This window comes from Bradyrhizobium sp. CCGUVB23, assembly GCF_024199885.1.
Lineage (GTDB): Bacteria > Pseudomonadota > Alphaproteobacteria > Rhizobiales > Xanthobacteraceae > Bradyrhizobium.
Window position 1 is genome coordinate 7,558,275 of sequence record NZ_JANADQ010000001.1, and the last position, 20,675, is coordinate 7,578,949.

General features: G+C 63.9%; 23 protein-coding genes, 2 tRNA genes and 1 pseudogene. 15 read left to right on the forward strand and 11 right to left on the reverse strand.

The window, feature by feature from the left end; genetic code table 11:
* Positions 1-49: 49 nt before the first annotated feature.
* Complete coding sequence (locus NLN62_RS35105) at positions 50-592, reverse strand: lipopolysaccharide assembly protein LapB (RefSeq protein WP_027525626.1); 543 nt, start codon at positions 590-592, stop codon at positions 50-52.
* A gap of 271 nt (positions 593-863) precedes the next feature.
* On the opposite strand from NLN62_RS35105, the gene NLN62_RS35110 reads away from it, so the two are divergent.
* From NLN62_RS35110 to NLN62_RS35125, 4 genes are all read left to right on the forward strand, one after another.
* Positions 864-1,244, forward strand: coding sequence for a His-rich protein BRANT (locus NLN62_RS35110; protein WP_027525625.1), 381 nt, complete (start codon positions 864-866; stop codon positions 1,242-1,244).
* 204 nt (positions 1,245-1,448) lie between these two features.
* Positions 1,449-1,871 carry a hypothetical protein gene (locus NLN62_RS35115; protein WP_027525624.1) on the forward strand — a complete coding sequence of 141 codons (423 nt, stop codon included), beginning with the start codon at positions 1,449-1,451 and terminating at the stop codon, positions 1,869-1,871.
* Between the two features lie 287 nt (positions 1,872-2,158).
* The gene (locus NLN62_RS35120) at positions 2,159-2,866 is read left to right on the forward strand and encodes an outer membrane protein (protein ID WP_254111813.1); all 708 of its coding nucleotides are present in this window, start codon (positions 2,159-2,161) and stop codon (positions 2,864-2,866) included.
* 206 nt (positions 2,867-3,072) lie between these two features.
* Positions 3,073-3,312, forward strand: coding sequence for a hypothetical protein (locus NLN62_RS35125; RefSeq protein WP_027525622.1), 240 nt, complete (start codon positions 3,073-3,075; stop codon positions 3,310-3,312).
* A 9-nt stretch (positions 3,313-3,321) separates the two neighbouring features.
* On the opposite strand, the gene NLN62_RS35130 is transcribed toward NLN62_RS35125, so the two are convergent.
* Together NLN62_RS35130 and NLN62_RS35135 are read right to left on the reverse strand one after the other, a co-directional pair.
* Entirely contained in the window at positions 3,322-3,576 is a 255-nt protein-coding gene (locus tag NLN62_RS35130; RefSeq protein ID WP_027525621.1) for a hypothetical protein, read from the reverse strand.
* 290 nt (positions 3,577-3,866) lie between these two features.
* Positions 3,867-4,262 carry a hypothetical protein gene (locus NLN62_RS35135; RefSeq protein WP_254111814.1) on the reverse strand — a complete coding sequence of 132 codons (396 nt, stop codon included), beginning with the start codon at positions 4,260-4,262 and terminating at the stop codon, positions 3,867-3,869.
* A gap of 107 nt (positions 4,263-4,369) precedes the next feature.
* Between NLN62_RS35135 and NLN62_RS35140 the strand changes: the two genes are divergently transcribed.
* The 4 genes from NLN62_RS35140 to NLN62_RS35155 all read left to right on the forward strand — a co-directional run bounded on the left by NLN62_RS35140 (position 4,370) and on the right by NLN62_RS35155 (position 7,678).
* Positions 4,370-4,534 carry a hypothetical protein gene (locus NLN62_RS35140; protein WP_254111815.1) on the forward strand — a complete coding sequence of 55 codons (165 nt, stop codon included), beginning with the start codon at positions 4,370-4,372 and terminating at the stop codon, positions 4,532-4,534.
* A gap of 79 nt (positions 4,535-4,613) precedes the next feature.
* Positions 4,614-5,114 (forward strand): GNAT family N-acetyltransferase, encoded by a 501-nt coding sequence (locus tag NLN62_RS35145; protein WP_254111816.1) that lies wholly within the window; start codon positions 4,614-4,616, stop codon positions 5,112-5,114.
* 154 nt (positions 5,115-5,268) lie between these two features.
* Complete coding sequence (locus tag NLN62_RS35150; protein ID WP_027525618.1) at positions 5,269-6,966, forward strand: methyl-accepting chemotaxis protein; 1,698 nt, start codon at positions 5,269-5,271, stop codon at positions 6,964-6,966.
* Positions 6,967-7,168: 202 nt separating this feature from the next.
* Positions 7,169-7,678 carry a methyltransferase domain-containing protein gene (locus NLN62_RS35155; protein WP_254111817.1) on the forward strand — a complete coding sequence of 170 codons (510 nt, stop codon included), beginning with the start codon at positions 7,169-7,171 and terminating at the stop codon, positions 7,676-7,678.
* 14 nt (positions 7,679-7,692) lie between these two features.
* Here the strand turns inward: NLN62_RS35155 and NLN62_RS35160 are convergent, their stop codons facing one another.
* Complete coding sequence (locus tag NLN62_RS35160) at positions 7,693-8,424, reverse strand: dienelactone hydrolase family protein (RefSeq protein ID WP_254111818.1); 732 nt, start codon at positions 8,422-8,424, stop codon at positions 7,693-7,695.
* Between the two features lie 100 nt (positions 8,425-8,524).
* Between NLN62_RS35160 and NLN62_RS35165 the strand changes: the two genes are divergently transcribed.
* The 3 genes from NLN62_RS35165 (at position 8,525) to NLN62_RS35175 (ending at position 11,666) form a co-directional block, all read left to right on the forward strand.
* Positions 8,525-9,241 (forward strand): class I SAM-dependent methyltransferase, encoded by a 717-nt coding sequence (locus NLN62_RS35165; RefSeq protein ID WP_254111819.1) that lies wholly within the window; start codon positions 8,525-8,527, stop codon positions 9,239-9,241.
* A gap of 100 nt (positions 9,242-9,341) precedes the next feature.
* Positions 9,342-11,183 (forward strand): PQQ-binding-like beta-propeller repeat protein, encoded by a 1,842-nt coding sequence (locus tag NLN62_RS35170; protein WP_027525615.1) that lies wholly within the window; start codon positions 9,342-9,344, stop codon positions 11,181-11,183.
* 309 nt (positions 11,184-11,492) lie between these two features.
* Positions 11,493-11,666, forward strand: a complete 174-nt coding sequence (locus tag NLN62_RS35175; RefSeq protein ID WP_198031848.1) for a hypothetical protein — start codon at positions 11,493-11,495, stop codon at positions 11,664-11,666.
* A 549-nt stretch (positions 11,667-12,215) separates the two neighbouring features.
* Here NLN62_RS35175 and NLN62_RS35180 read toward each other — a convergent pair.
* Both NLN62_RS35180 and NLN62_RS35185 read right to left on the reverse strand, forming a co-directional pair.
* Positions 12,216-12,290, reverse strand: a tRNA-Thr gene (locus NLN62_RS35180).
* Positions 12,291-12,468: 178 nt separating this feature from the next.
* On the reverse strand, positions 12,469-12,942 hold the full coding sequence (locus NLN62_RS35185; RefSeq protein WP_254111820.1) for a hypothetical protein: 474 nt from the start codon (positions 12,940-12,942) through the stop codon (positions 12,469-12,471).
* 311 nt (positions 12,943-13,253) lie between these two features.
* Here NLN62_RS35185 and NLN62_RS35190 point away from each other — a divergent pair, with 311 nt between their 5' ends.
* Positions 13,254-13,748 carry a hypothetical protein gene (locus NLN62_RS35190; protein ID WP_254111821.1) on the forward strand — a complete coding sequence of 165 codons (495 nt, stop codon included), beginning with the start codon at positions 13,254-13,256 and terminating at the stop codon, positions 13,746-13,748.
* A gap of 59 nt (positions 13,749-13,807) precedes the next feature.
* Positions 13,808-14,266: a hypothetical protein gene (locus NLN62_RS35195; RefSeq protein ID WP_254111822.1), complete on the forward strand. Its 459-nt coding sequence runs from the start codon at positions 13,808-13,810 to the stop codon at positions 14,264-14,266.
* A gap of 74 nt (positions 14,267-14,340) precedes the next feature.
* Here the strand turns inward: NLN62_RS35195 and rlmB are convergent, their stop codons facing one another.
* Positions 14,341-15,171 (reverse strand): 23S rRNA (guanosine(2251)-2'-O)-methyltransferase RlmB, encoded by an 831-nt coding sequence (rlmB, locus tag NLN62_RS35200; RefSeq protein WP_027525610.1) that lies wholly within the window; start codon positions 15,169-15,171, stop codon positions 14,341-14,343.
* Positions 15,172-15,383: 212 nt separating this feature from the next.
* Between rlmB and NLN62_RS35205 the strand changes: the two genes are divergently transcribed.
* Both NLN62_RS35205 and NLN62_RS35210 read left to right on the forward strand, forming a co-directional pair.
* A tRNA-Tyr gene (locus tag NLN62_RS35205) sits at positions 15,384-15,469 on the forward strand.
* Positions 15,470-15,700: 231 nt separating this feature from the next.
* Positions 15,701-16,643 (forward strand): IS630 family transposase gene (locus tag NLN62_RS35210; RefSeq protein ID WP_254109869.1). Its coding sequence is split into 2 segments (ribosomal slippage): positions 15,701-16,036 and positions 16,038-16,643, totalling 942 coding nucleotides; the frame shifts between segments, so codons are not numbered across the junction.
* Between the two features lie 136 nt (positions 16,644-16,779).
* Here the strand turns inward: NLN62_RS35210 and NLN62_RS35215 are convergent.
* From NLN62_RS35215 to NLN62_RS35230, 4 genes and pseudogenes are all read right to left on the reverse strand, one after another.
* A pseudogene (locus tag NLN62_RS35215) lies at positions 16,780-16,866 on the reverse strand (3-oxoacyl-ACP reductase); the annotation flags it as partial.
* 524 nt (positions 16,867-17,390) lie between these two features.
* Positions 17,391-18,629 (reverse strand): aspartate aminotransferase family protein, encoded by a 1,239-nt coding sequence (locus NLN62_RS35220; RefSeq protein WP_371933143.1) that lies wholly within the window; start codon positions 18,627-18,629, stop codon positions 17,391-17,393.
* 29 nt (positions 18,630-18,658) lie between these two features.
* Positions 18,659-19,717: a phosphotransferase gene (locus NLN62_RS35225; RefSeq protein WP_254111824.1), complete on the reverse strand. Its 1,059-nt coding sequence runs from the start codon at positions 19,715-19,717 to the stop codon at positions 18,659-18,661.
* Positions 19,718-19,736: 19 nt separating this feature from the next.
* Positions 19,737-20,672, reverse strand: coding sequence for a glyoxylate/hydroxypyruvate reductase A (locus NLN62_RS35230; RefSeq protein WP_254111825.1), 936 nt, complete (start codon positions 20,670-20,672; stop codon positions 19,737-19,739).
* Positions 20,673-20,675: the final 3 nt, after the last annotated feature.

A 20,675-nucleotide genomic window follows, 5' to 3' on the forward strand; every position in this document is an offset into this window, starting at 1 on the left:
AACCCCCGAGAGTTGCGCCGGTTCATTCATCCCTGGAGTGGAGCGGTCGTCAGTACACGAGCGTCGCGCCCGTCGGCTTGTCGAGCGCAGCCGCAAGCGAGCGATATTCGTCGCTGCCGGTGCCGGCGAGCGAGGCGATCTTGTTCAGATGATACTGCGCCTGTTCGCGATTGCCCTGCTCGAGCTGCCATAGCCCGTAATACTGCCAGGTGCGCACGTGGTTCGGGTCGTCCTTGAGCGCCAGCTCGTAATAGGTCTGCGACTGCTTGTAGTCGCCGAGCTTGCGGTAGGAGTAGCCGATCAGGTTGGCGACATCGGCGACGTCGTCGCGCTTGAGCGTCTTGAGCTGGTCGATTGCGCTCGCATAGTCGTGGCGATCGTAGATCGTTGTGTAGGCCGTGCGATAGGCGGCGAGGAATTTGGGGTCGCTGACGGAGGAGCTCTTCTTCTTTTTCTTGGTCGACGTCGTATCTGATGACCCCGAGCCGGAGGGGGTATCGCTGCCATTGGCATAGGCGCTCTGGATTGCCGGCACGGCGACCAGCGTCATGCAGACGAGTGCCGGAACCAGAAGCTTTGCAACTTTGCTCATCTAAGTCTCCCGTATGGAATGCGGCGATCCTACACGATTGCCTCAAGACGGGAACACCCGCGCCGCAAAAACATTCCCGGCCGCACGGCTTATTCCCAGGACACCATGGTCAGGCCCTCGGCCGAAACATGACAAAGATGTCATCGAGATGAACGGAGGCGAACATTGCGCTTCAGAATGGGTTCAGCGCGCCCCGCCTAACGTCTGCTCCATGATCGAAGGGTCGGCGAGAGGGCGCCGCCTCAAGATCCTTCAAAGAGGAGACAACACCATGTTGAAGACCATTTCCGCAGCCTTCCTTGCCGCTTCCGTCATCGCCGCTCCGGCCTTCGCCGCAGAGTCCGGCAAGACCACGACGCCGGCCCCGGTGATCAAGTCGGAGCAGACGCAGACCAAGGCGTCGAACACCGGCACCAAGGCTGACGTCAAGGCGGACGCCAAGACCAACGTCAAGACCGATGCCAAGGCGGGCGCCAAGCTCGATACCAAGACGAAAGCGATGAACGCCAACGCCGCGATCGCACCGAGCGAGCACAAGTCGCTCCACAAGCATCGTCATCACCACAAGATGCTTTCGGCCAAGAAGCAGCCGAAGGCCCAGCCCGACGTCACCAAGCCCAGCGCGCCGGTGACGACCGAGAAGCGCAGCTAGCAACGTAACTGATCCCGCGCGGTGGCGACCCACATTGCCCCGCCATCGCGCGCAGGGTTCAGGCCCGGCCCGACTGCCATCGCCTCGCGAAAGCGTGAGCGATGGCGGCGGGCCGGTTAAGCCCATTTCAGGAGCGAGAAGCGAATTCCCTCGGCCCGACCTTGCGGCTAGAACGGCTTAGCGTCCGGTCGAGAGAGGGGAGTCGTGGGGGAATTGGCAAAACGCGCGAGCGTCCTGGTGCTGCCGCTGATGCTTGCGGCCTGCTTCGGCAGCGATGGCGGCCGGCCGTCACTGGTGGACGACGCGGGAAATCCAGCGCAGCAGCCGTTTCCGGACAGTTTCCGCAGCGAGGCGCTCGCCATCATGCACAGCTATCTGAACGATCCGCTCGGCGTACGCGATGCCGCCATGGCGGATCCGGTGCTGCGCACGGTCGGGGGCCGGCCGTTCTATGTGAGCTGCCTGCACTTCACCCCACGCGAGGGTGATGGCAGTTACAGGGGAATGCGCGAGCGGGCGATCATCTACGTCAATGGACGCGCCGACCGGGTCACTGACCGGGCTGGCGAGCTGTGCGCGGGAGCGGTTTACGCACCCTTTCCAGAACTGGAAAAGATGACGCGGTAGCGCAAAGCGCGTCTTCACCGGCGCCTGCTAGGACAGGAGCGACTGGAATCCGCTGATCACATTTCGGGGAGCTTTGAACGGGGGCGTTTTTCCTTGCGACAAATCATCACGGCAGTGTGCGCGCGAGCGAAAAAATCTGTCGTGATGAGGGAACGCCGGGGAACAAAAAACCGTTGATGCGGCCTCGTCACTGCACCGAACGATCAAGGCTCCGGCATCGCCGCGAAGCAACCAAATTCAGGCCACGTTGTTTGCTGAGGGTGAATTCGAGATAACGGGGATCATCCATGAAGACGTTCTTGCTTGGCGCAGCCGCAGTGCTTGCGCTGGCAGCGCCAGCCGCCGCAGCCGACATGCCGGCGCGTCCCTACACGAAGGCTCCGGCCTATACGCCGCCGCAGGTCATCTATAACTGGACCGGCTTCTACATCGGCGGCCATGTCGGCGGTGCGTTCGCCGGCGACAACACCTTCCAGTCGAGCGACGCCCGCTTTCTCGGCGGCGTGCAGGGCGGCTTCGACTACCAGTTCGCGCCCAACTGGGTGATGGGTATCGAGGCCCAGTACTCCTGGCTGCCGTCCAACAACCACGGCGCGGTGTTTCCGGCCGGCACACTGGTTACCTCCAACACCGATCAGCTCGGCTCGGTGACGGGCCGCTTCGGCTACACTTGGGGCCCGGCGCTGGTCTACGCCAAGGGCGGCTACGCCTGGCGCAACGACAATTTCGGCGCCAGCGTCGGCGGCGTGCCCACCGCGGTCACCACCACCGGCAACAACAAGGACGGTTACACCTTGGGTGCAGGCCTCGAATACATGTTCGCGCCGAACTGGTCGGCCAAGGCCGAGTACCAGTATTATAATTTCGGCAACACCACCGTCACCGCAGGCCCGGCCGACGTCGTCGGCGTCCGCGGCCGGGAGGACGAGCATACCGTCAAGGTCGGCGTGAACTATCGTTTCGGCTGGGGCGGCCCGGCCGCCTCGCGTTACTGATCCTCGGGCAGCAAACGACAGACTGCAAAGGCCGGTTTTGCCGGCCTTTGTTTTTTAGGAAGCTGGTCTCACCAGCGTGGTCTCACCAGCGTGGTCTCACCAGCGTCATGGGCCTGCGGTAAAGCAAAAATAATTTTTGCCACTTACGGAACACGCGCGCCGGAACGCGTTATTATGTGATTGCCGGGCTGGGTGAGATGACGAACATGCGTATCTTGGCGTCGGTGGTGATCTCGTTATTCGTCACGCTGCCGTGCTCGGCACAGACGATCCTCAAATCCGAACCGCTGGTATTGGCGCCCTATGAGGTGGCCTTCGTGCAGGATTTCGCCTGCGGACCGGGCCGGGTGCTGAAGGTCACGGGCGCGATCCGCGGCCTGCATCGGCGCAAGGCCTGCGTGGTGTTGTCGGGCGAGCAGGCATCGCTGGCGATCGCAACGCCCTGAAGCGCGTCTTCACGAATTGAACTGCAGCTCCATCCTGGATTGTCGCTCCGCGTCTGCCTTGTTCTTGGCAGGATCCTCGCCGGGATCAGTGCGGCACGGCTTGATCTCATAATCATTGTCCAGGACGCGGCGCGGCCCCGGCCTGTCCTGGTCAGTGGCGACATCCACCACCAGGCCGCTCTCCTGCGCAATTTTCCAGACGTCGGCCTCGCTTGGGTAGGCCTTGCTGAGTTGCGCGTCGTTGCAAAACAGTGCGTAGGGCATCAGTCCTGCCTCCGGAACGGCCTTAACGCTCGAGCGGATTGAGGGTTTCAGCCTGGCTTGACCGGATGGCGCGTGATCACGGATCCGTGAACATTTCGACCGGGCCTTGAGTCGTAAACGAGTCCTGAATCCCAAAAAAAAGAATCCCTGGGACTCCCAGGCTGGAATCAGCGGATGTTTCTGGCCATGACGACTGGCCTGAAAACCTCCTGCGAGCACATGCTCCTGCCGCTTACGCTGGCGCTGATCGGCGCCTGCGCGGCCAATCTGCTGCTGGTCTGGTCCTGGCTCTAATGGCCTGAGCTTCCGGCTGGCGGCCGGGGCGGGGGATTGTGGATGGCGTCCCTGACCTTGGCGAGGGTCGACTGGCAAAACTCCTCGCGCTCGCGCTCGAAACGCTCCTGATGCTTGCGGAAGTTGGCAACCCTGGCCTGCACTTCGCTGCGGAAATCGCCCGATCCTCTGGGCGGCGGGATCTGGAAGGGCTGGGGCGTGGGTGCCGCCTGCGGCGGCTGGTCGGCCTCGCGGACCTCTTCGATCACCACCACGGGGGTGACCTCCACGGCTAGCGGAGGGGGCACGGCAGCAGGCTCCGTCGGAAGCTGCTCCTCCTTCCGCCCGGTCACGGATTGAACAAAGGCCAATGTCTGCGCGATCAGCGCATCGCGTTCCCTGATCCACTTCATGGTCCACCTCTGCGCACAGCCCATTCCAGCAAACCGGCTGCTCCGAATCAAGGCATGCCTGCTTGCAGGGGATTGCATATTTTTCCCGGTCGCCCGAAACTGCGGCAATGAAACCAAAGGACGAACGGTCGGAAGAGGCCGAGGGCCTGTGTCTAGTGCGCGCCTTTCTGCTGCTGCCGCCCGACAAGCGGCGGCTCGTGCTCAAATTCGCCGATGAGCTTGCGCGCGCGCAGGACCGCCACGAGGAGGGGACGGAAGCATCCCCGACCTGAGCACGGCACCCTCGCTCAGGCTGTAGCTGTGTCCGCGCACAGCTTGCGCGTTCGTACGGCCTCGGCTCTTATCGGCGCCATGACCGAGTTGGAAATTGCCGAGATAGAGACCTACATCGTCAACCCCGACACGCCCGAGATCGACATCTGCGCGCGCTGGCGCGCGGAGACGTTTTCGGTGCTCGAGGCGAGTGTCGAGCAAGAGCGACGCGCGCTCAATCGCTTCGCGGCGGACCAGACGCGGCAGGTGGCGCTGATTGCCAAGCGTGGCACGGTGCCGGTCGGCACCTGCCTGCTGGTGCCCTCCGAGATCGCGCCCAATCACCAGGTGTCGCCGTGGCTGGCAGGATTGTTCGTGGCGCCCGAGCATCGGCGGCATGGGGCCGGCGCCGTTCTGGTGCGCGCGATCGAGGCGCAGGCCCACCTGCGCGGCTTTGCGCGGATCTTCCTCTACACGATCAGCGCTGCCGGGTTCTATCAGCGGCTCGGCTGGGATCTCGTCGAGCACACCGACTGGAAGGGTTTTGGACGAACCGCCTTCATGTCGCGCACGATCCGGTCGATGTCGCCGCAGCCATAGAAAGCTTACACGAAGCTTACGAAGCTTGGGCCAAATGCTATTTTCCCGTAATTTTACGCGCGGCATATTGTATCAAATTTTAACGTCCGTTGGGTTCCATTGGTCGGGTTCCCTGCCGGGTTCCACGCCGTTGGCTCTAACCGGACAAGTTGCGATGAGCTTTTTGAATAATCTGAAGATTGTCTTCAAGGTCGGCCTGATCGTTACCGCGCTGGGCTGTGCGCTCCTGGGCGTAGCGGCATTCAGTGCCGTCCAGCTTTCCTCGACGGTGGAGGGCTATGCAGAGTTGTCGGACGCACAGTCGGCGGCGCTCAACCTCACGCGCGCGCAACGCCGGATGGAGACCTATCACGCGGCGCTTTACGCGACGCTGACGGAGACGACCGAGGAGGGCAATGCAAGGCGTTTGAAGACGGCGCGCGAGAACCGCGATCCGATCGCAGGCTTTCTCGACGCAGCGATCAAGGAAGATGTGGGCCACGCCGGAGAACTTCGCGCTATCGGCGACAAGTTGAAGGGCGTCTTTGCCGTGTGCGACCCGGTGCTCGAAGCCGGTGCCAGGGCGAGCACGTCGGAGGAGAATGCCAAGGCTGCCGACCGCGCGCACAAGGAGTGCGATCCTCTGATGGATACAGCGCTCGCCGACATCGCGAGATTCGTAGCTCAGAACGGCGCGCTCGTCACCAAGCGCAAGGAGGAGATCGGCCTTGGGGCACATGCCTCGATCAGGACCGTGATCGGCGTCAGCGCCGCCGGTCTGCTGCTCGGCGTCGTCATCGCGCTCTTCATCGGCCTCAAGGCGATGTCGCAGCCGATTGCCCGGCTCAAGCTCGCGATGGAGGGATTGGCCCGGAACGATCTTTCGACCGAGGTGACCGAGAAGGATCGCCGCGACGAGATCGGCGAGATGGCGAAGACGGTCGAGATCTTCAAGACCAATGCGCTCGAGGTCGAGCGGCTCAAGAAGGCGCAGGAGGACGCCGAGCGGCAGGCCGCCGCGCAGCGCCGCCAGGACATGTTCAACCTTGCTGACGGTTTCGAGCGCGCGGTCGGCGAGATCATCGACACCGTCGGCTCCGCCTCCACCGAGCTCGAAGCGTCCTCCTCCACGCTCGCGACCACGGCGCAGCGCGCGCAGCAGCTGACGTCGGTCGTCGTGGCGGCCTCGGGTGAAGCCACCGGCAACGTCCAGTCGGTCGCCACCGCGACCGAGGAGCTGTCGTCCTCGGTCAACGAGATCAGCCGCCAGGTGCAGGAATCCGCGCGGATGGCGATCGATGCGGTGGGCCAGGCGCGCTCGACAACCGAGCGGGTCAGCCAGCTCTCGACCGCGGCGACGCGGATCGGCGACGTCGTCGAGCTTATCAACACGATTGCCGGCCAGACCAATCTGCTCGCGCTGAACGCCACCATCGAGGCCGCGCGCGCAGGCGAGGCCGGCCGCGGCTTTGCGGTCGTCGCCTCTGAGGTCAAGTCGCTGGCCGAGCAGACCGCGAAGGCGACCGGCGAGATCAGCCAGCAGATTTCCGGCATCCAGACCGCCACCCAGGATTCGGTGACGGCGATCCGTGAGATCTCCGCGACCATCGAGCGGCTGTCGGAAGTCTCCTCGACGATAGCCGCGGCGGTGGAAGAGCAGGGCGCCGCGACGCAGGAGATCGCACGCAACGTTCAGCAGGCCGCCCACGGCACCCAGCAGGTTTCCACGAACATCAGCGACGTGCAGCGCGGCGCTGCTGAGACCGGCTCGGCCTCCTCGCAGGTGCTCTCGACCGCGAAGATGCTGGCCACCGACAGCAACCGGCTGAAGCTCGAAGTCGGCAAATTCCTGTCGACGGTGCGCGCCGGTTAGTCGGGCTCTTGTGATCCGGCGGCCTTGCGCCGCCGGCGCCGCAGACCTTATGGCGCAATCAGCAGAGCCAACACGACCACGAACAGCATGCCCGTCGCGACGACGGCCGCGACCGCACCAGCGGTGATCTTGGCTCTCTCCTGGTTGGAATAGGGGCGCATGCGGTGCGCATGTTAGCTCATGTTGAACTTCGATCCAACGTGTGGTTAATGGCCGCTCCGCGAAGCTCGCGCGCGCCAGAGAGTTGGACCCTCATGGCGATTATCGGCTCGGCCGCGCCGAAACGATGGATGTCGATGCGTCCTTCGATCTGGTGTTCAGCTATCTCAGCCTGATCGATATACCGGATCTCGGCAGGGGAATCGCGAAGATGGTGGCGGCGCTGCGGCCGGGCGGCACGCTCCTGATTGCCAATTTGACGAGCTTCAACACCGCCGGCCAGCCGGATGGATGGATCAGCGACGGCGAGGGCACCTTGCGCTTCTCGATCGATCACTACATGGACGAGCGGGCGATCTCGGTCGCCTGGCGCGGCATCCGGATCCAGAACTGGCACCGTCCACTGAGCACATACATGACGCTGCTGCTCGATCATAGCCTCCAGTTGCGCCTGTTCAGCGAGCCTCAGCCCATGGGTGGGGATCCCGAAAGGAACGCGATGCATCGCCGCGTGCCGTATTTCCACATCATGGAGTGGCAGAAGCCGGCTTGATCGCGCTGTGTCATCTAGCTGGCGAGCCGCGCCTGAAAGAACCTGCTGACGCGGTCGATCGCATCGGTGGTCATCGGATCGGTGTCGGAGAAGTCGAAGCCGTGCGGCTTGCCGGGATAGGGTACGAACTCGGTCTCCGCACCGACGGACTTCGCAAGCTCGATCAATTTCCGTCCGTTGGCGATCGAAACGTTCTGGTCGGCTTCGCCGTGCAATTCGATCGTCGGCGGCAGGTGCTTGACTTTGCCGGCCATCGCATCGGGCATGCCGCCATAGAGCACGGCGAGCGCGGCGATGCGCTCGTCGCGCGCGGCTGTGTTGGCGGCGATGAAGCCGCCGAGCGAAAAGCCGAGCAGGCCGATACGCGCCGAGCTGTCGGGCTGCCCCAGGATGGCTGTCACGGTGGCGGAGACCGTGTCCGACCAGCCGTCGAACCGCTTCGTCTCGAAAGTCTCGCGGCTCGCCTTCGTGCTGGTCTTGGACGTGAGCGTCGCCGTGTCGTGCTCAGTCATGTAGCGGAGCAAATAGGCATCGATGCCCTTGGCCGAAAGCGCATCGGCATATCGCTCATAGGCGCGCCGCCTGAGCTCGATGCCACGCGAGCCGTGCAGCAGGATCACTGCGGGGCGTTTTCCGGAAACCTCCGCGGCATAACGCGTCATGGCGTCGTTGCCGGGCTCGGCGCGCGCCGCTGGCGACAGCGAGAGCAAGGCCAGGCCTGCAAGGGTGGTTCGTCGCGTGATCATCACTCAGCTCTCTTCAAGCGGGATTCCGATCGGGAAGCGCCGCCTGTATAGTGCACCCGCGACGGAAATTTGACCGTACATTTTTCTCGAGGTCTTGCCGATGATCCCCGATCGTCCGCCCGTGCTTGCTCACCAGCGCTTCCTCGCCGACCGCGAGAATTTTGCCGGTCTCGATCTTGCCGGACGGTTCGAGCGCATCGTCCGCACCAATCTGTGGGGCGCTTCGACCTCGGTGTCGGGGCTCGGCTCCGAAGACCCGGCCACCGCCGCGATCAAGGTAGCGCTGCCGCCTTTGCTCCGACGCCTCGGCGTGCGTTCGCTGCTCGATGCGCCCTGCGGGGATGCCGGCTGGATCGGCAAATGCGGGCTCGAAGTCGACTATATCGGCGTCGATATCGTGCCGTCTCTGATCGAAGGCAACCGCCGGCGGGTGGAGCAGGGCGAGCTGCTGGGCCGTTTCATCAGCGCTGACATTACGCGAGATGAGCTGCCGCAGGCCGACATCATTCTGTGCAGGGATTGCCTGGTGCATCTGAGCTTTCAGAACATCTCCCGCGCCCTGGGACGTTTCCGCGCCAGCGGTGCACGTTTCCTGCTGGCCACCACGTTTCCGGAATGGCAGGACAACCTCGACTGCGAGGATGGCGACTGGCGCGCATTGAATCTCCAGCGGGCGCCGTTCGCCTGGCCGGCGCCGCTGGAGCTGATCAACGAGCGTTGCGAGGAGAGCGGAGGCGGCTGGCGGGACAAGAGCCTCGGGCTGTGGCGGCTTGCCGATCTGTCCGGTGAGGCAGGAGACATTGCGAAGGCTGTGTGACGCGCCTCGCCGCAACGTCGGTTGCATCCTCCACCGGCTTCGCACTACACTTCGTCTTGCGTGACGGGATTTCGCTTCGCTGCTCTTGCCGGGGGGAACGATGAAGCTGAACGCGATCGTGGCCTTGTTGCTGATCTCTTGCGGCGCCCCTGCGATCGCGCAGCAGGATGGCGCCGCGCTCTATGCCGCACATTGCGCGCAATGCCACGATAGCAGCGAAGCGCAGAGCCGGGTGCCGCCTCGCAGCGCGATGCAGGCGATGTCGTTCGAGCAGGTGCTGGCGGCGCTCAGCACCGGCAGCATGGCGGCGATGATGCGGGGGCGCAACGATGACGAGCGCAAGGCGATCGCATCCTTCGTCACCGGCAAAGCGGCCGTGAGCAGCGCGGCTGCGGCCGCCGACGCGTCGGGCCACTGCACGCAAGCCTTCACCGCCTTTCCGAAAAGCATCGACGGGCCGCGCTGGAATGGTTGGGGCGCCGATCTCAACAACAGCCGCTTCCAGCCGGCCGGGATGGCCGGGTTGACGGCAGAACAGGTGCCGCACCTGACGTTGAAATGGGCGTATGCATTTCCCGGCGCGACGCTCTCCTTTGCGCAGCCGACGGTCGTCGGCGGGCTGTTGTTCGTCGGTGGCCCCGATCGAAAGGTGCGGGCACTCGATGCGAAGAGCGGCTGCACGCTGTGGACGTTTGCGAGCGACCTTGCGGTTCGCGGGTCGATCAGCTTCGGACAGGTCCCGGGCACGGATCAGTTCGCCGTCTTCTTCGGCGATGGCCGCGCCAATGCCTATGCCGTCAACGCGTTGACCGGCGCGCTGATCTGGAAGGTGAACGTGGAGGAGCATCCAGCCGCGCGGATCACCGGCGGGGTGGTGTTCCATTCCGGCGTGCTCTATGTGCCGGTCTCCTCGCTGGAGGAGGTGGCCGGATCGGAGCCGAGCTATGAATGCTGCACCTTCCGCGGCAGCCTCGTCGCGCTGGAGGCTGCGACGGGCAAGCTGATCTGGAAGGCCAACACGATCCCCGAGGTGCCGCATCCAACGACGAGGAACGCGCGCGGCACGCAGCTCTATGGCCCATCGGGGGCCGCCATCTGGTCGGCGCCGACGATCGACACGCAGCGCAACGCGATCTATGTCGCGACAGGCAATTCCTATTCGAACCCGCCAGCCGCGACCGCCGATGCGGTGCTTGCGTTCGAGCTTGCGACGGGACGGCTGCTCTGGAAGCAGCAGGCGTCGCCGAAGGACGCCTTCGTCGTGGCCTGCTTCGGTGCCAACCAGACCAATTGTCCCGATGATCACGGGCCGGATCATGATTTCGGCCAGTCGCCGATCCTGGTGACCTTGCACGACGGGAAGCGCGTCATCGTCATCGGCCAAAAGTCCGGCGTCGTGCATGCGCTCGATCCGGATAACGAGGGCAAGATCCTCTGGCAGACGCGGATCGGCAAGGGCGGCCCGCTCGGCGGCACCGAATGGGGCTCGGCTGCAGACCAGGACCGCATCTATGTCGCGCTCTCCGACGTGCGCTTCCTGCGCGACGGCACGCGGCGGCTGGACTCCACGCAAGGCGGCGGCCTGTTCGCGCTCGATCTCGCGAGCGGCAAGGTCTTGACGGAGGTGGCGCCGGTGCCTTGCGGCGAGCGCCCGCAATGCAGCCCCGCGCTGTCGGCGGCAATCAGCGTCATTCCCGGCGTCGTGTTTTCCGGCGGTGTCAGCGGTTACTTGCGCGCCTATGCGACGGCGGATGCAAAGCTGCTCTGGGAGTTCGACACCTCGCGGGACTACAAGGCCGTCAATGGCGTTCCGGCGTTCGGAGGTGCGATCGATGGCCCGGGCCCGGTGATCGTCGACGGCATGCTCTACACCAACTCTGGTTACGGCCAATGGAGCGGCACCGCCGGTAACGTGCTGCTGGCGTTTGAGGTGGGGAAGTGAAGTTGGGCGCCTGTGGCTCATGAGCGGGGCGCAACCGGATTCACATAAGCAAGTGCGGGAACCCGCGAAGCAGAGCAGCTTGCCGGCGTGCCGTTTTGACACCGGCGCGGACGTGCGGCCTCAGCATTAAGCCTCCACCAGGGCCCCCAGATGCTGAGGCCGTTTTTTTTGATCGTCTCGAGACTGTCCTGCTGCGGGACGAACGCCAGTCGACATTATTTACGAGCTGTGAACCATGAAAAATGATCGGAAAATTCTAGCGAAACGATCTGCGGGCCCTTCGCGTCAGTCTGCTGGGAGGGTGCAGCGATGGTCACAGATGCAGGTTTCGACGAGCGTGAAAGCGAGATCGCCCGCTACAGGATTTTGGCGCAGGAGGTGACGGACCCGCTTGCCGCGCGTCTGTTGCAACACATCGTCCTCGATCTCGAAGCCGACCTGCTGCGCGATCGCGCCGCCAGTACAGTCAAGCCGGATGGATGAGGCGAGCAGGCCAGTATTCGGCCGGGAAGCTGCTGCCGGCTGAGTGGGATTGAACCCGCGGTCCGCACGGAGCGTTCCTCGATGGCGGTCGGACAAAGGCTGCCGATGGTTCTCACCAATTGCTGCAGCTCCTCATGGTCCTTTGCATCGGGGCGCCCCGCGAGTTCGATCAATTTGGCTCCAACATTTTCAGAAACACTCGTGTGTCCCGTCTCACGTAATTGGATGGACAGGCTAATCGCCGCCTCAATCGCGACATCCTCTTCAAGATCAAAGATCGCTCGCTGCAAGAGAGGTATGCATCCCGCGGGTGGCCCATAATGGAGTACATAAGCACAGTCTCGCCGCCAATCCGCTGGTCGTTCTGACCAAGCTAGATCGAGCGCCACCCAGTCATCGGCGTCCAACATGAAGATCAGATCGAAAGCCTCGTCAGGCGCATCGACTTTCGCGTGAAAAAACTCGTCGAGCCGAGAGAAATCTTCTGACATGAGGCCGTCGCGACTGAAACCTTTGCCGAGCCAAGGTATAATTTTTTGTTGGGCGAAGTGGTGCCGGCTGAGGGGATTGAACCCCCGACCTTCGGTTTACAAAACCGCTGCTCTACCGCTGAGCTAAGCCGGCGACTTGACCACGAAAAGCCGCCGGTTTGGTGCCGGCGGATCCGCTGGTGTGCGGTCGCCTTACCAGACTTGTCCGAAAAGTGCCAGAACCCGCCGGCGCTGTTTCAAGGGAGTCGCGCAAGCATTGAAAAACAGGCGGCCCGAGGGCCGCCTGAACCATTCAGCTGAAAGCGAACCTCCTACTGGCAGAGGTGCCGTCGGCCGTCGTCACCTTTGATCCAGGTGCCGGGCCTGCAAACGATGCCGTTGCGGGCGGCGTAGCTGTTCCAGTCGCCGTGCCAGGCGGGGCCGCCCTGGTCATAATAGGCGTAGGAGTTGTTCCAGCCTCCGAACGGCGCTGTTGCGATAGCGCCCGCAGTGCCAACGGCAGCACCCGTCACGGCGGCCGCGGTGCCGACGGCGGCGCCGGCGACAGCGCCAGCCGCATCGGCCGGCCAGAAGCCGGTCTGATCATTCGGATTCGCCTGCCGATAGGCGGCGTGGCGGTGACGATAGCGCCGATCGGCGGCCGTGCCGGGAGTCATGTACTGGCAGCCGGGGTCCTGGAAGAGACCCGTGCAGCGGGGGTTGTCGGTCATGGTTTGCGCGAAGGCAGGTGTCGCCAGCGCGGACGCGAAAAGGGCCGCCGCGCCAAGAAGTTTGGGGCTCGTCATGGCATTTGCTCCATGTGGTTGAGACCTTGGGTAAGTACGACGTGGAGCAGTGGTTCCGCGGTTTGTCGCCCGCAGGGTCACATCGACGTGAACCCGTGCAGGATGTTTGTTTGCTGCCACGCAACCGCGCAGCAAGGCGTCATGCGATGGGCGACGCGCGGTTGCCGTTAACGCTTCGATAGCGCCGCCGAGCGCATTTGAGCGCCCGCCGATCCTTACGCGTTAGGCTTACCGGAATTTCAGCGGCCTGCCTTAACACTCTGACTGTGGTGATCGGATAGGTTCTCGGCCGATCAACCCGGGACCCTCTTATGCGCGCTGTCGCGCTGCTTGCGCTTTTGGTCGGACTGCCCGCGACGGCGCTTGCCAGCGAGGGCTTCGACATCGTGATTCCAGGCCGTCCCGGCGTGCCCGTCATCATCAACGGCATCGATGCCTCCTACACCGTCGTCGTAGGCGAATGGGGGTTGGCGAAGAACGTGCAGGTGCAGCCCACGATCTATGGTGGGCGCTACATCGGCGAACGGCAGCCGAGCGATGTCGGCCATTACTATCCGAGCATGGGCTTGCGGCCCGGCTACGGCCGCCTCGAGGTCGAGCCGCCGGCGAACCGCAAGGTGCCGCAGCCGGCCGAGAGCTACTACCGGAGCTGGGGCGTGCAATCGGCGCCGCTGCCGCCGCAGGTGGATGTGCCGGCCGATCCGCCGCCGGTGATCCTTGCACCGCAGATCGACGTCGATCCGCATCGTCGTGTCCACCCGTCGCCTCACGCGGGGGCGCCCGGCAATCATGAGCTGCACAGGTAAGTCCAGGCAGATCAATACCCAAGCAAAATCCAACAAACGGAAATCTACAGGAGAGAGTAATGCGTCAGATGATTTCAGGATTGGTCGCGGCGGCAGCCGTGATGGTGGTGGGGGCAGCGCCTGCCATGGCTTGCGGCTGGAGCCCCTGTGTGGCGCCGGTTGCACCGGTCTATTCGGGCTGCAACACCGGCTGCGGCGGCTGGGGCTTTGACCGCCTCGCCGAGCCGAGCACTCAGTATTACTACGTCAACCAGGGTCCGACCTACACCGGCCCCGGCGCGTTTGCCCCGTATCCGACCTACCAGGAAGACGCTGTCGTGAACTATGCCCCGCGGCCCTACAGCTATGGCGCGGCCGTCGCAGCGCCCGCCTATCCCTACTACCGTCCGTATCGCTACGGCTACGGCCCGCGCTACGGCTATCTGCCGCGCGTGCACTATGGCTACGGCCCGCGCTATGGCTATCGTTACGCGCCGTACCGTTACCACGGCCATCGCGTGCTGCGCCGCTATTACTGATTGCCTGATCGGTTGAGTTGAATCACGAAACGCCCGTTCGCATCACGCGGACGGGCGTTTTGCTTGTCTCGAATTCAGCGCTTCATCAGCCCGAGCCGGCTCGCGCCGACGTACAACGACAGCACGGCGGCGTTGGAGACGTTGAGGCTCTTGATCTCGCCGGGCATGTCGAGCCTCGCCACCACGCTGCATGTCTCGCGCGTCAATTGCCTGAGGCCCTTGCCTTCGGCGCCGAGCACCAGCGCGAGCGGCTCGCGCAAAGCGACCTCGGAGAGATCCTCGCTGCCTTGGCTGTCGAGCCCGACGGTCTGGAAGCCGCGCTCGTTGAGCGCGGTCAGCGCGCGGGCGAGATTTTGCACGGTCACGATCGGCACGAGCTCGAGCGCGCCGGAAGCGGCTTTCGCCAGCACGCCAGTCGCCTCGGGGCTGTGGCGCGCGGTGGTGACGATCGCCTTCACGGCGAAGGCCGCGGCGGAGCGCAGGATCGCGCCGACATTGTGCGGGTCAGTGATCTGGTCGAGCACCAGCACCATGCCTTCCTGCTCCAGGGTCTCGATGTCAGGCGAGGGCAGGGGATCGGCCTCCGCCAGCAGGCCCTGGTGCACGGCATCGGGCGAGAGCAGCCGGTCGATCTCCTGGGGGCGGACGATCTCGGGGGCGATACGGGTCTCGATGTTCTCCTCGGCGAGGCGGCGGGCCGCATTCTCGGTCAGCGTCAGCTTTCGGATCCGCCGTTCGGGGTTTTGCAGCGCCATCGTGACGGTGTGCCAGCCATAGAGGATGACCGGCCCGTCAGAGTGCGAATCACGGTCGCGCCAGGCCGGCCGGGACGCGGATTTTGCGCCTTTGTTGAAGGGCTTAGCCCCGCCGCGCCGGGTTTTCTGGGCAAATTTGCGATCGTTCATGGGCTCGCTTGTCTCACGGGTTCCGAAAGTTGGCAATTTGGGTGTCCAAAGAGGTGATTTTAGCTGCTTAGCTCGGTTGACTTTGCCCCGCCGCTTCGCCCATAAACGCGCCCGGCCGCGCCCCGTGTCCCTTCGGGCAGTCGCGGTCTTCACGTCTCCATGGCCGTTTCGGTCCGCCGGCAAGGTCCGGTCCGATTGTGCTGCCGTCGAGCGGGGGAGTGTCCCGAGTGGCAAAGGGAGCTGACTGTAAATCAGCCGCCTCATGGCTTCGCAGGTTCGAGTCCTGCCTCCCCCACCATCTTGATTTTACTTGTAAAAGTCTTCTTTTCGTAACCTTATGGAAGTGACCAAACAGGTGATCTCGGGCTGTGGGTCACCGGCGGGTCACTTTTTGCGAGGGAAAGCTAGTCACTACTGGCCTCCGCCTGGGCGGTGTCGCTAGAGCATGTTGTTTTTTGCCGGAATCGGGATTCCCAGAGGGGACAATTTCTGATTCAAACTCTATGCTGGGGAACGGGGGCCAGCATGGATGACGCGACCCTATTCGGAAGACCTTCGAGAACTCGCGCTGGCGAGGGCTGATGCGGGCGAGACGGTTCGTTCGATTGCAGAAGCGCTTCAGATCAGTCCTTCCTGTGTGACGAAGTGGAAGAATCTGCGGCGGGAGACCGGAGGCGTTTCGCCCGGCAAGATCGGTGGTCACAAGAAGCCGGTTCTGTCCGGCACCAACGCCGACTGGCTACGCAAACGCATTCGCTCCGGACCATTCACTTTGCGGAAGCTGACGCAGGAACTGGCTGCGCGGGGGATCAAGACAGACGTGCGGGCGGTGTGGACGTTCGTCCATGCCGAAGGGCTGAGCTTCAAAAAAAACGATCCTGCCGGCCGAACAAGATCGTCCCGATATCGCCCGTAAACGGACGCGCTGGAAGACCCATCAGGGCAGGATCGACGCTTCGCGCCTGGTCTTTATCGACGAGACCTGGATCAAAACCAACATGGCGCCGCTGCGAGGCTGGGGGCCGAGCGGGCAACGTCTCCAGGCGTCTGCGCCTTTCGGCCACTGGAAGACCATGACTTTCATCGCGGCGCTCCGCCACGACCGGATCAGCGCCCCATGGGTCATCGACGGTCCCATCAACGGCGAGCTCTTCACCCTTTATATCGAGCAGGTACTGGCGCCGACCCTTGCAAAAGGTGAACTCGTCATCCTTGACAATCTCGGCAGTCACAAGGGCAAGGCGGCGCGCAACGCCATCCGCGCCACAGGAGCCCATCTGCTCTTCCTGCCGCCCTACAGCCCCGACCTCAATCCGATCGAGCAGGTCTTCGCCAAGCTCAAACACCTGATGCGGGCCGCGCAGACGCGTGACGTCGAAGCCACTTGGCGCAAGGTCGGCGAACTCCTCGACGTCTTCTCCAAGGAGGAATGCGCCAACTATCTCAAAAATTCAGGATACGTTTCCGTATAAAAACATCACGCTCTAACGCGCGCCACGACTGACCCCGCTGGCGTCATTGCAGCCGGTCGAATCTCGCCTTCGGACGAGCGCTTAGCTGATGCATGTTGGCCACGAGGCGGGCATCCAGTGGTGAGGGTCTGGAGGTTCAGAACGTACCGGGATAGGCGCCGCTATCGATAAGAATGTTTTGTCCGGTGATGTACCCGGCGTGAGTCGAACACAGGAAAGCGCATGTATGACGAGTTCGACGCCCTCGCGCGCCAACGTCATGGCACTCGCTTTGCCAAGGCCCTGGCTTGCCGCACAGGCCTTGCGGCCCTGCAATCTCAGATCCATGTGTCCTCGTCGGGTGAGCGCACGCTTTCGGCGGCGGAGCAACTGTTACTTGTTGGGCAGGGTCATTCCGGCGGGTTTGGAGCCCCACATGATCACTCGTAGGAAGGGTGGCTCTTGAAGAGGAGGGAGCTGCCTGGCGCGAGCGGCAGAATTGCCGCGTCCCCTTCAATTCCGACATTCTTGCGATTTGAGCTCGCTTGGACGCATTCTACGACATGCGCCCGATCTTTGAGTGAGCTTCAAGCGTCTGACTAGACTGTCGCAATCTTCATCGCGCGCGGCGTAGCGTCGGATCGAAGGGGATTGAGCTTGGCGCCAATCTGCCGCGCTTCGTTCAGCAGCATTTCGGCGATCATGGCGTTGCGCTCGGAAGATAGTAGACGCCGGCGAAGCCGCCACAATTGTCGGAGGTGCAACGCATCAGCCGTCGTCGCACATTGCCTGATCCAGTGTATCAACGAGCAAATCCGCGTGTTCGGTCCCGAACACCAGCGGAGGGCGGATCTTAAGCACGTTGCCATGCGGACCTGCGGCGCTGATCAGCACGCGTCGCTCGCGCAGCGTGTTGACCAGTTGCGTGGTCTCTCTCGTGGCCGGCGTATCATCATGACGCAACTCCACGCCAATAAAGAGGCCGGAACCACGGACATCAGCAATCAGGCTGTGTCTGGATCGCAGCGCGGAAAGCCGCGCGCGCAAATAGGTGCCTGTGCGCTTTGCATGCCCGATCAGACCTTCCTGCGCAATCACGTCGAGCACGGCGATCCCCGCGGCGGCAGAGACCGGATTGCCGCCAAAGGTGTTGAAGTAGCGCGAGCGCGCACCGAATTCCTTCAGCAGCGCCGGACGCGCGGCCATCGCGGCGACCGGGTGGCCGTTGCCCATTGGCTTGCCCATGGTGACCATGTCGGGGACGAGGTTGTGACGCGCGAAGCCCCATAGGCCCTCGCCGCAGCGGCCGAAGCCGGGTTGCACCTCATCGGCGATGAACAGCGCGCCGGCTGCACGCGCGGTATCGACCGCGGCGGCGAGAAAGCCCGGCGGGTCGGCGAATACGCCGTCGCTGGAGAAAATCGTGTCGACCAGGAGTGCTGCGGGCCGGATGCCGCTTCGTGCCATATCCTCGAACGCGGCGCGGATATGGCCGGCGAAGATCTCGCCTGTCTTGTCGCCGGCCGGTCGTGGCGCAGGCACCAGCCGCACATGCGGCGCGGTCGGATCAGGCAGACCGAGCGAGGGTGACAATTCGGCGAGCGCTATGGTCACGCCGTGATAGGCGGTCTCGGTGACGACAACGCCTGTCCCGCCGGTACAAGTGCGCGCCACCCGCAATGCCAGATCGTTAGCCTCGCTGCCGGTGCAGGTGAACATGACGTGTCCGATCTCGGCCGGGAAGGTTGCAAGCAGCCGTTCGGCATAGTCGAGAATGGTCTCGTGCAGATAGCGGGTGTGGGTGTTGAGCACTGCAGCCTGCCGCGCGATCGCCTCGACCACGTGCGGATGGCTGTGACCGACGCAGGCGACATTATTGTAGGCATCGAGGTAGCGGTCGCCCGCGGAATCGAACAGCCAGACACCTTCGCCGAGGACGAACTGCACGGGCTCTTCGTAGAACAGCCGGTAGGCCGGTCCGAGCAGTCGGTCGCGCCGCGCCATCATTGCTTGCGTTGCTGGGTTCTGCACAGGCATCACTCTCCTTGGCACGCGCGTTCGATCCGGGCTCGAGCCTGTTGCCGCGAGAGCGTCGCGAGTCGGGACAGCCGCGCGGACGCCTGCTTGTTGTTGCGCAGAATATACGCGCTGTTGCCGGGATGGCGAGCGGCTCTGATGTTGCTGATCACCATGGTCATGACCATGCGGGTCGCGATCAGATCGAACAGGATATCGCGCTCGCGCGTCTCGAGCGGGGACACCGCGTGGTAGGCCGCGACCAGCTCGAGCGCTGGCGCCAGCGGATCGTTGCTGTCTTCGACCTGATAGGCGCATGCGATCGCGAGGTCGTTGACACGGGCAGTGGCGGTCAGGTCGCCGAAGTCGATGATACCCGAGACGCGCTCATGATTGATGGGATCGATGACGACATTGTGTGGGTTGAGATCGTTGTGCAGGGGCTGTTTGGGAAGCTCTTCCAGCACGGGCACCGCATGGGCCTCGAAGTCGTCAAGGAAATGTTCCACCAGATCGCGCTGGCCGGCGGGCACAGTGCCGATCAGCGGCCGCAGTTCGGCGGCGTGCTGGACATCCCAGAGCAGCTTGTGATTGGCGCCGGGATGATGGAAATCGCGCAAGGCCCGGGCGAGCCGCGCAGCGCATCGGCCTAGATCGCGCCGCAGTGCCGCCGACGGCGGAACCTGATGCATCGGCGTTCCCTCGACGAAGGATAGCAGCCGCACGATGCGGACCGAACCATCGTCGAACTTGATCTCGAGCTCCAGGGCGCCGTTCAGGGCCGGGAAGATACGCGGGACCGGCAGGGTAGGATCCTTCGAGGCGAGATGGCGCAGTGCCTCACTCTGCAGATTGGTGACTGCGCGGTCCTCCGCGGGATTGGCGATCTTCAGCACATATCTGCGGTCATCGGCTGTGTGCAGCCGAAAATTCTGGTCGCGCTCACTGTCGAGCCGGCGCGCCAATGCCGGCACACCGTAGTGCTCAGTAGCCAGCGCCTGGGCGTGCTCTTCCGGAATCGGAGATGCCGCGCGCAGCCCGTCGATCAGGTCGCCCGTAGCGGGGTCGTGGTCTTGCACTGGAAGGTCCTTGCAAGTTTCAATAACCGCGCGCGCGGTCGATCGCATGCGGCGGACGCCGCCCGGCGCAAATCGCATCGGCCGTCGCGGCCAGCGTGGTCACGACCGCGCTGATGCTGACGTCGCTGGCGTCATGCGGCGTGATGGCGATTTTCGGATGATCCCAGAACGGGTGCGAGTGTGGCAGCGGCTCGGTGGCGAAGACGTCGAGCGCTGCGCCGGAGAGCTTGCCGCTGTCGAGTGCCGCGAGCAAATCCGGCTCCACCAGATGTTCGCCGCGGCCGACCTGGATCAGATAGCCGCCGCGGCGCATCTTGCCGAACAGCGTTCCGTTGAGCAGGCCGCGCGTCTCCGAGGTCAGCGGCAGCAAATTCACCAGCACCTCGGTCTCGTCGAGCATGGCGGACAAGCCAGCCGGGCCATCGAAGCCGCGCACGCCCGAAGGCACAGGCTTTGCGCTGCGGCTCCAGGACATCACGGGGAAGCCGAGAAAGGCGAGGTCTTGGGCGACGCGCTGGCCGATCGCGCCGCTGCCCAAAACGCCGACCGGCACCTCTTGGGCGCGCCGCTGGTCGCGGCGCTGCCAGACACGATCGCGCTGCTGCGCGCGAAAACCCGCAAAGCCGCGCTGATGGCCGATCACATGCCAGGCGACGAAGCCGAACATCAGCTGCGCCTGTCCGGGATCGACCACGCGCACCACGTCGATGCCGGGCTTCAGGCTCGGGCAGGCGATGATGTTGTCGACGCCGGCGGCGATCGAGCAGACCGCCTGCAGGTTGGGATAGCGCTCGAACGCATCGTCGGGCGGATGCCAGGCCAGCGCGACACGGACGTCGTTGGCTGGGGCGCCGGCCGCGTGATCGACGACCTCGAGATGCGGCGCGGTGCGCGCGAGCTCGGCGCCATAGTAGCGGCGCAGATCGAGGCGCTTGCTGACGAGAACGCAACGCATCGT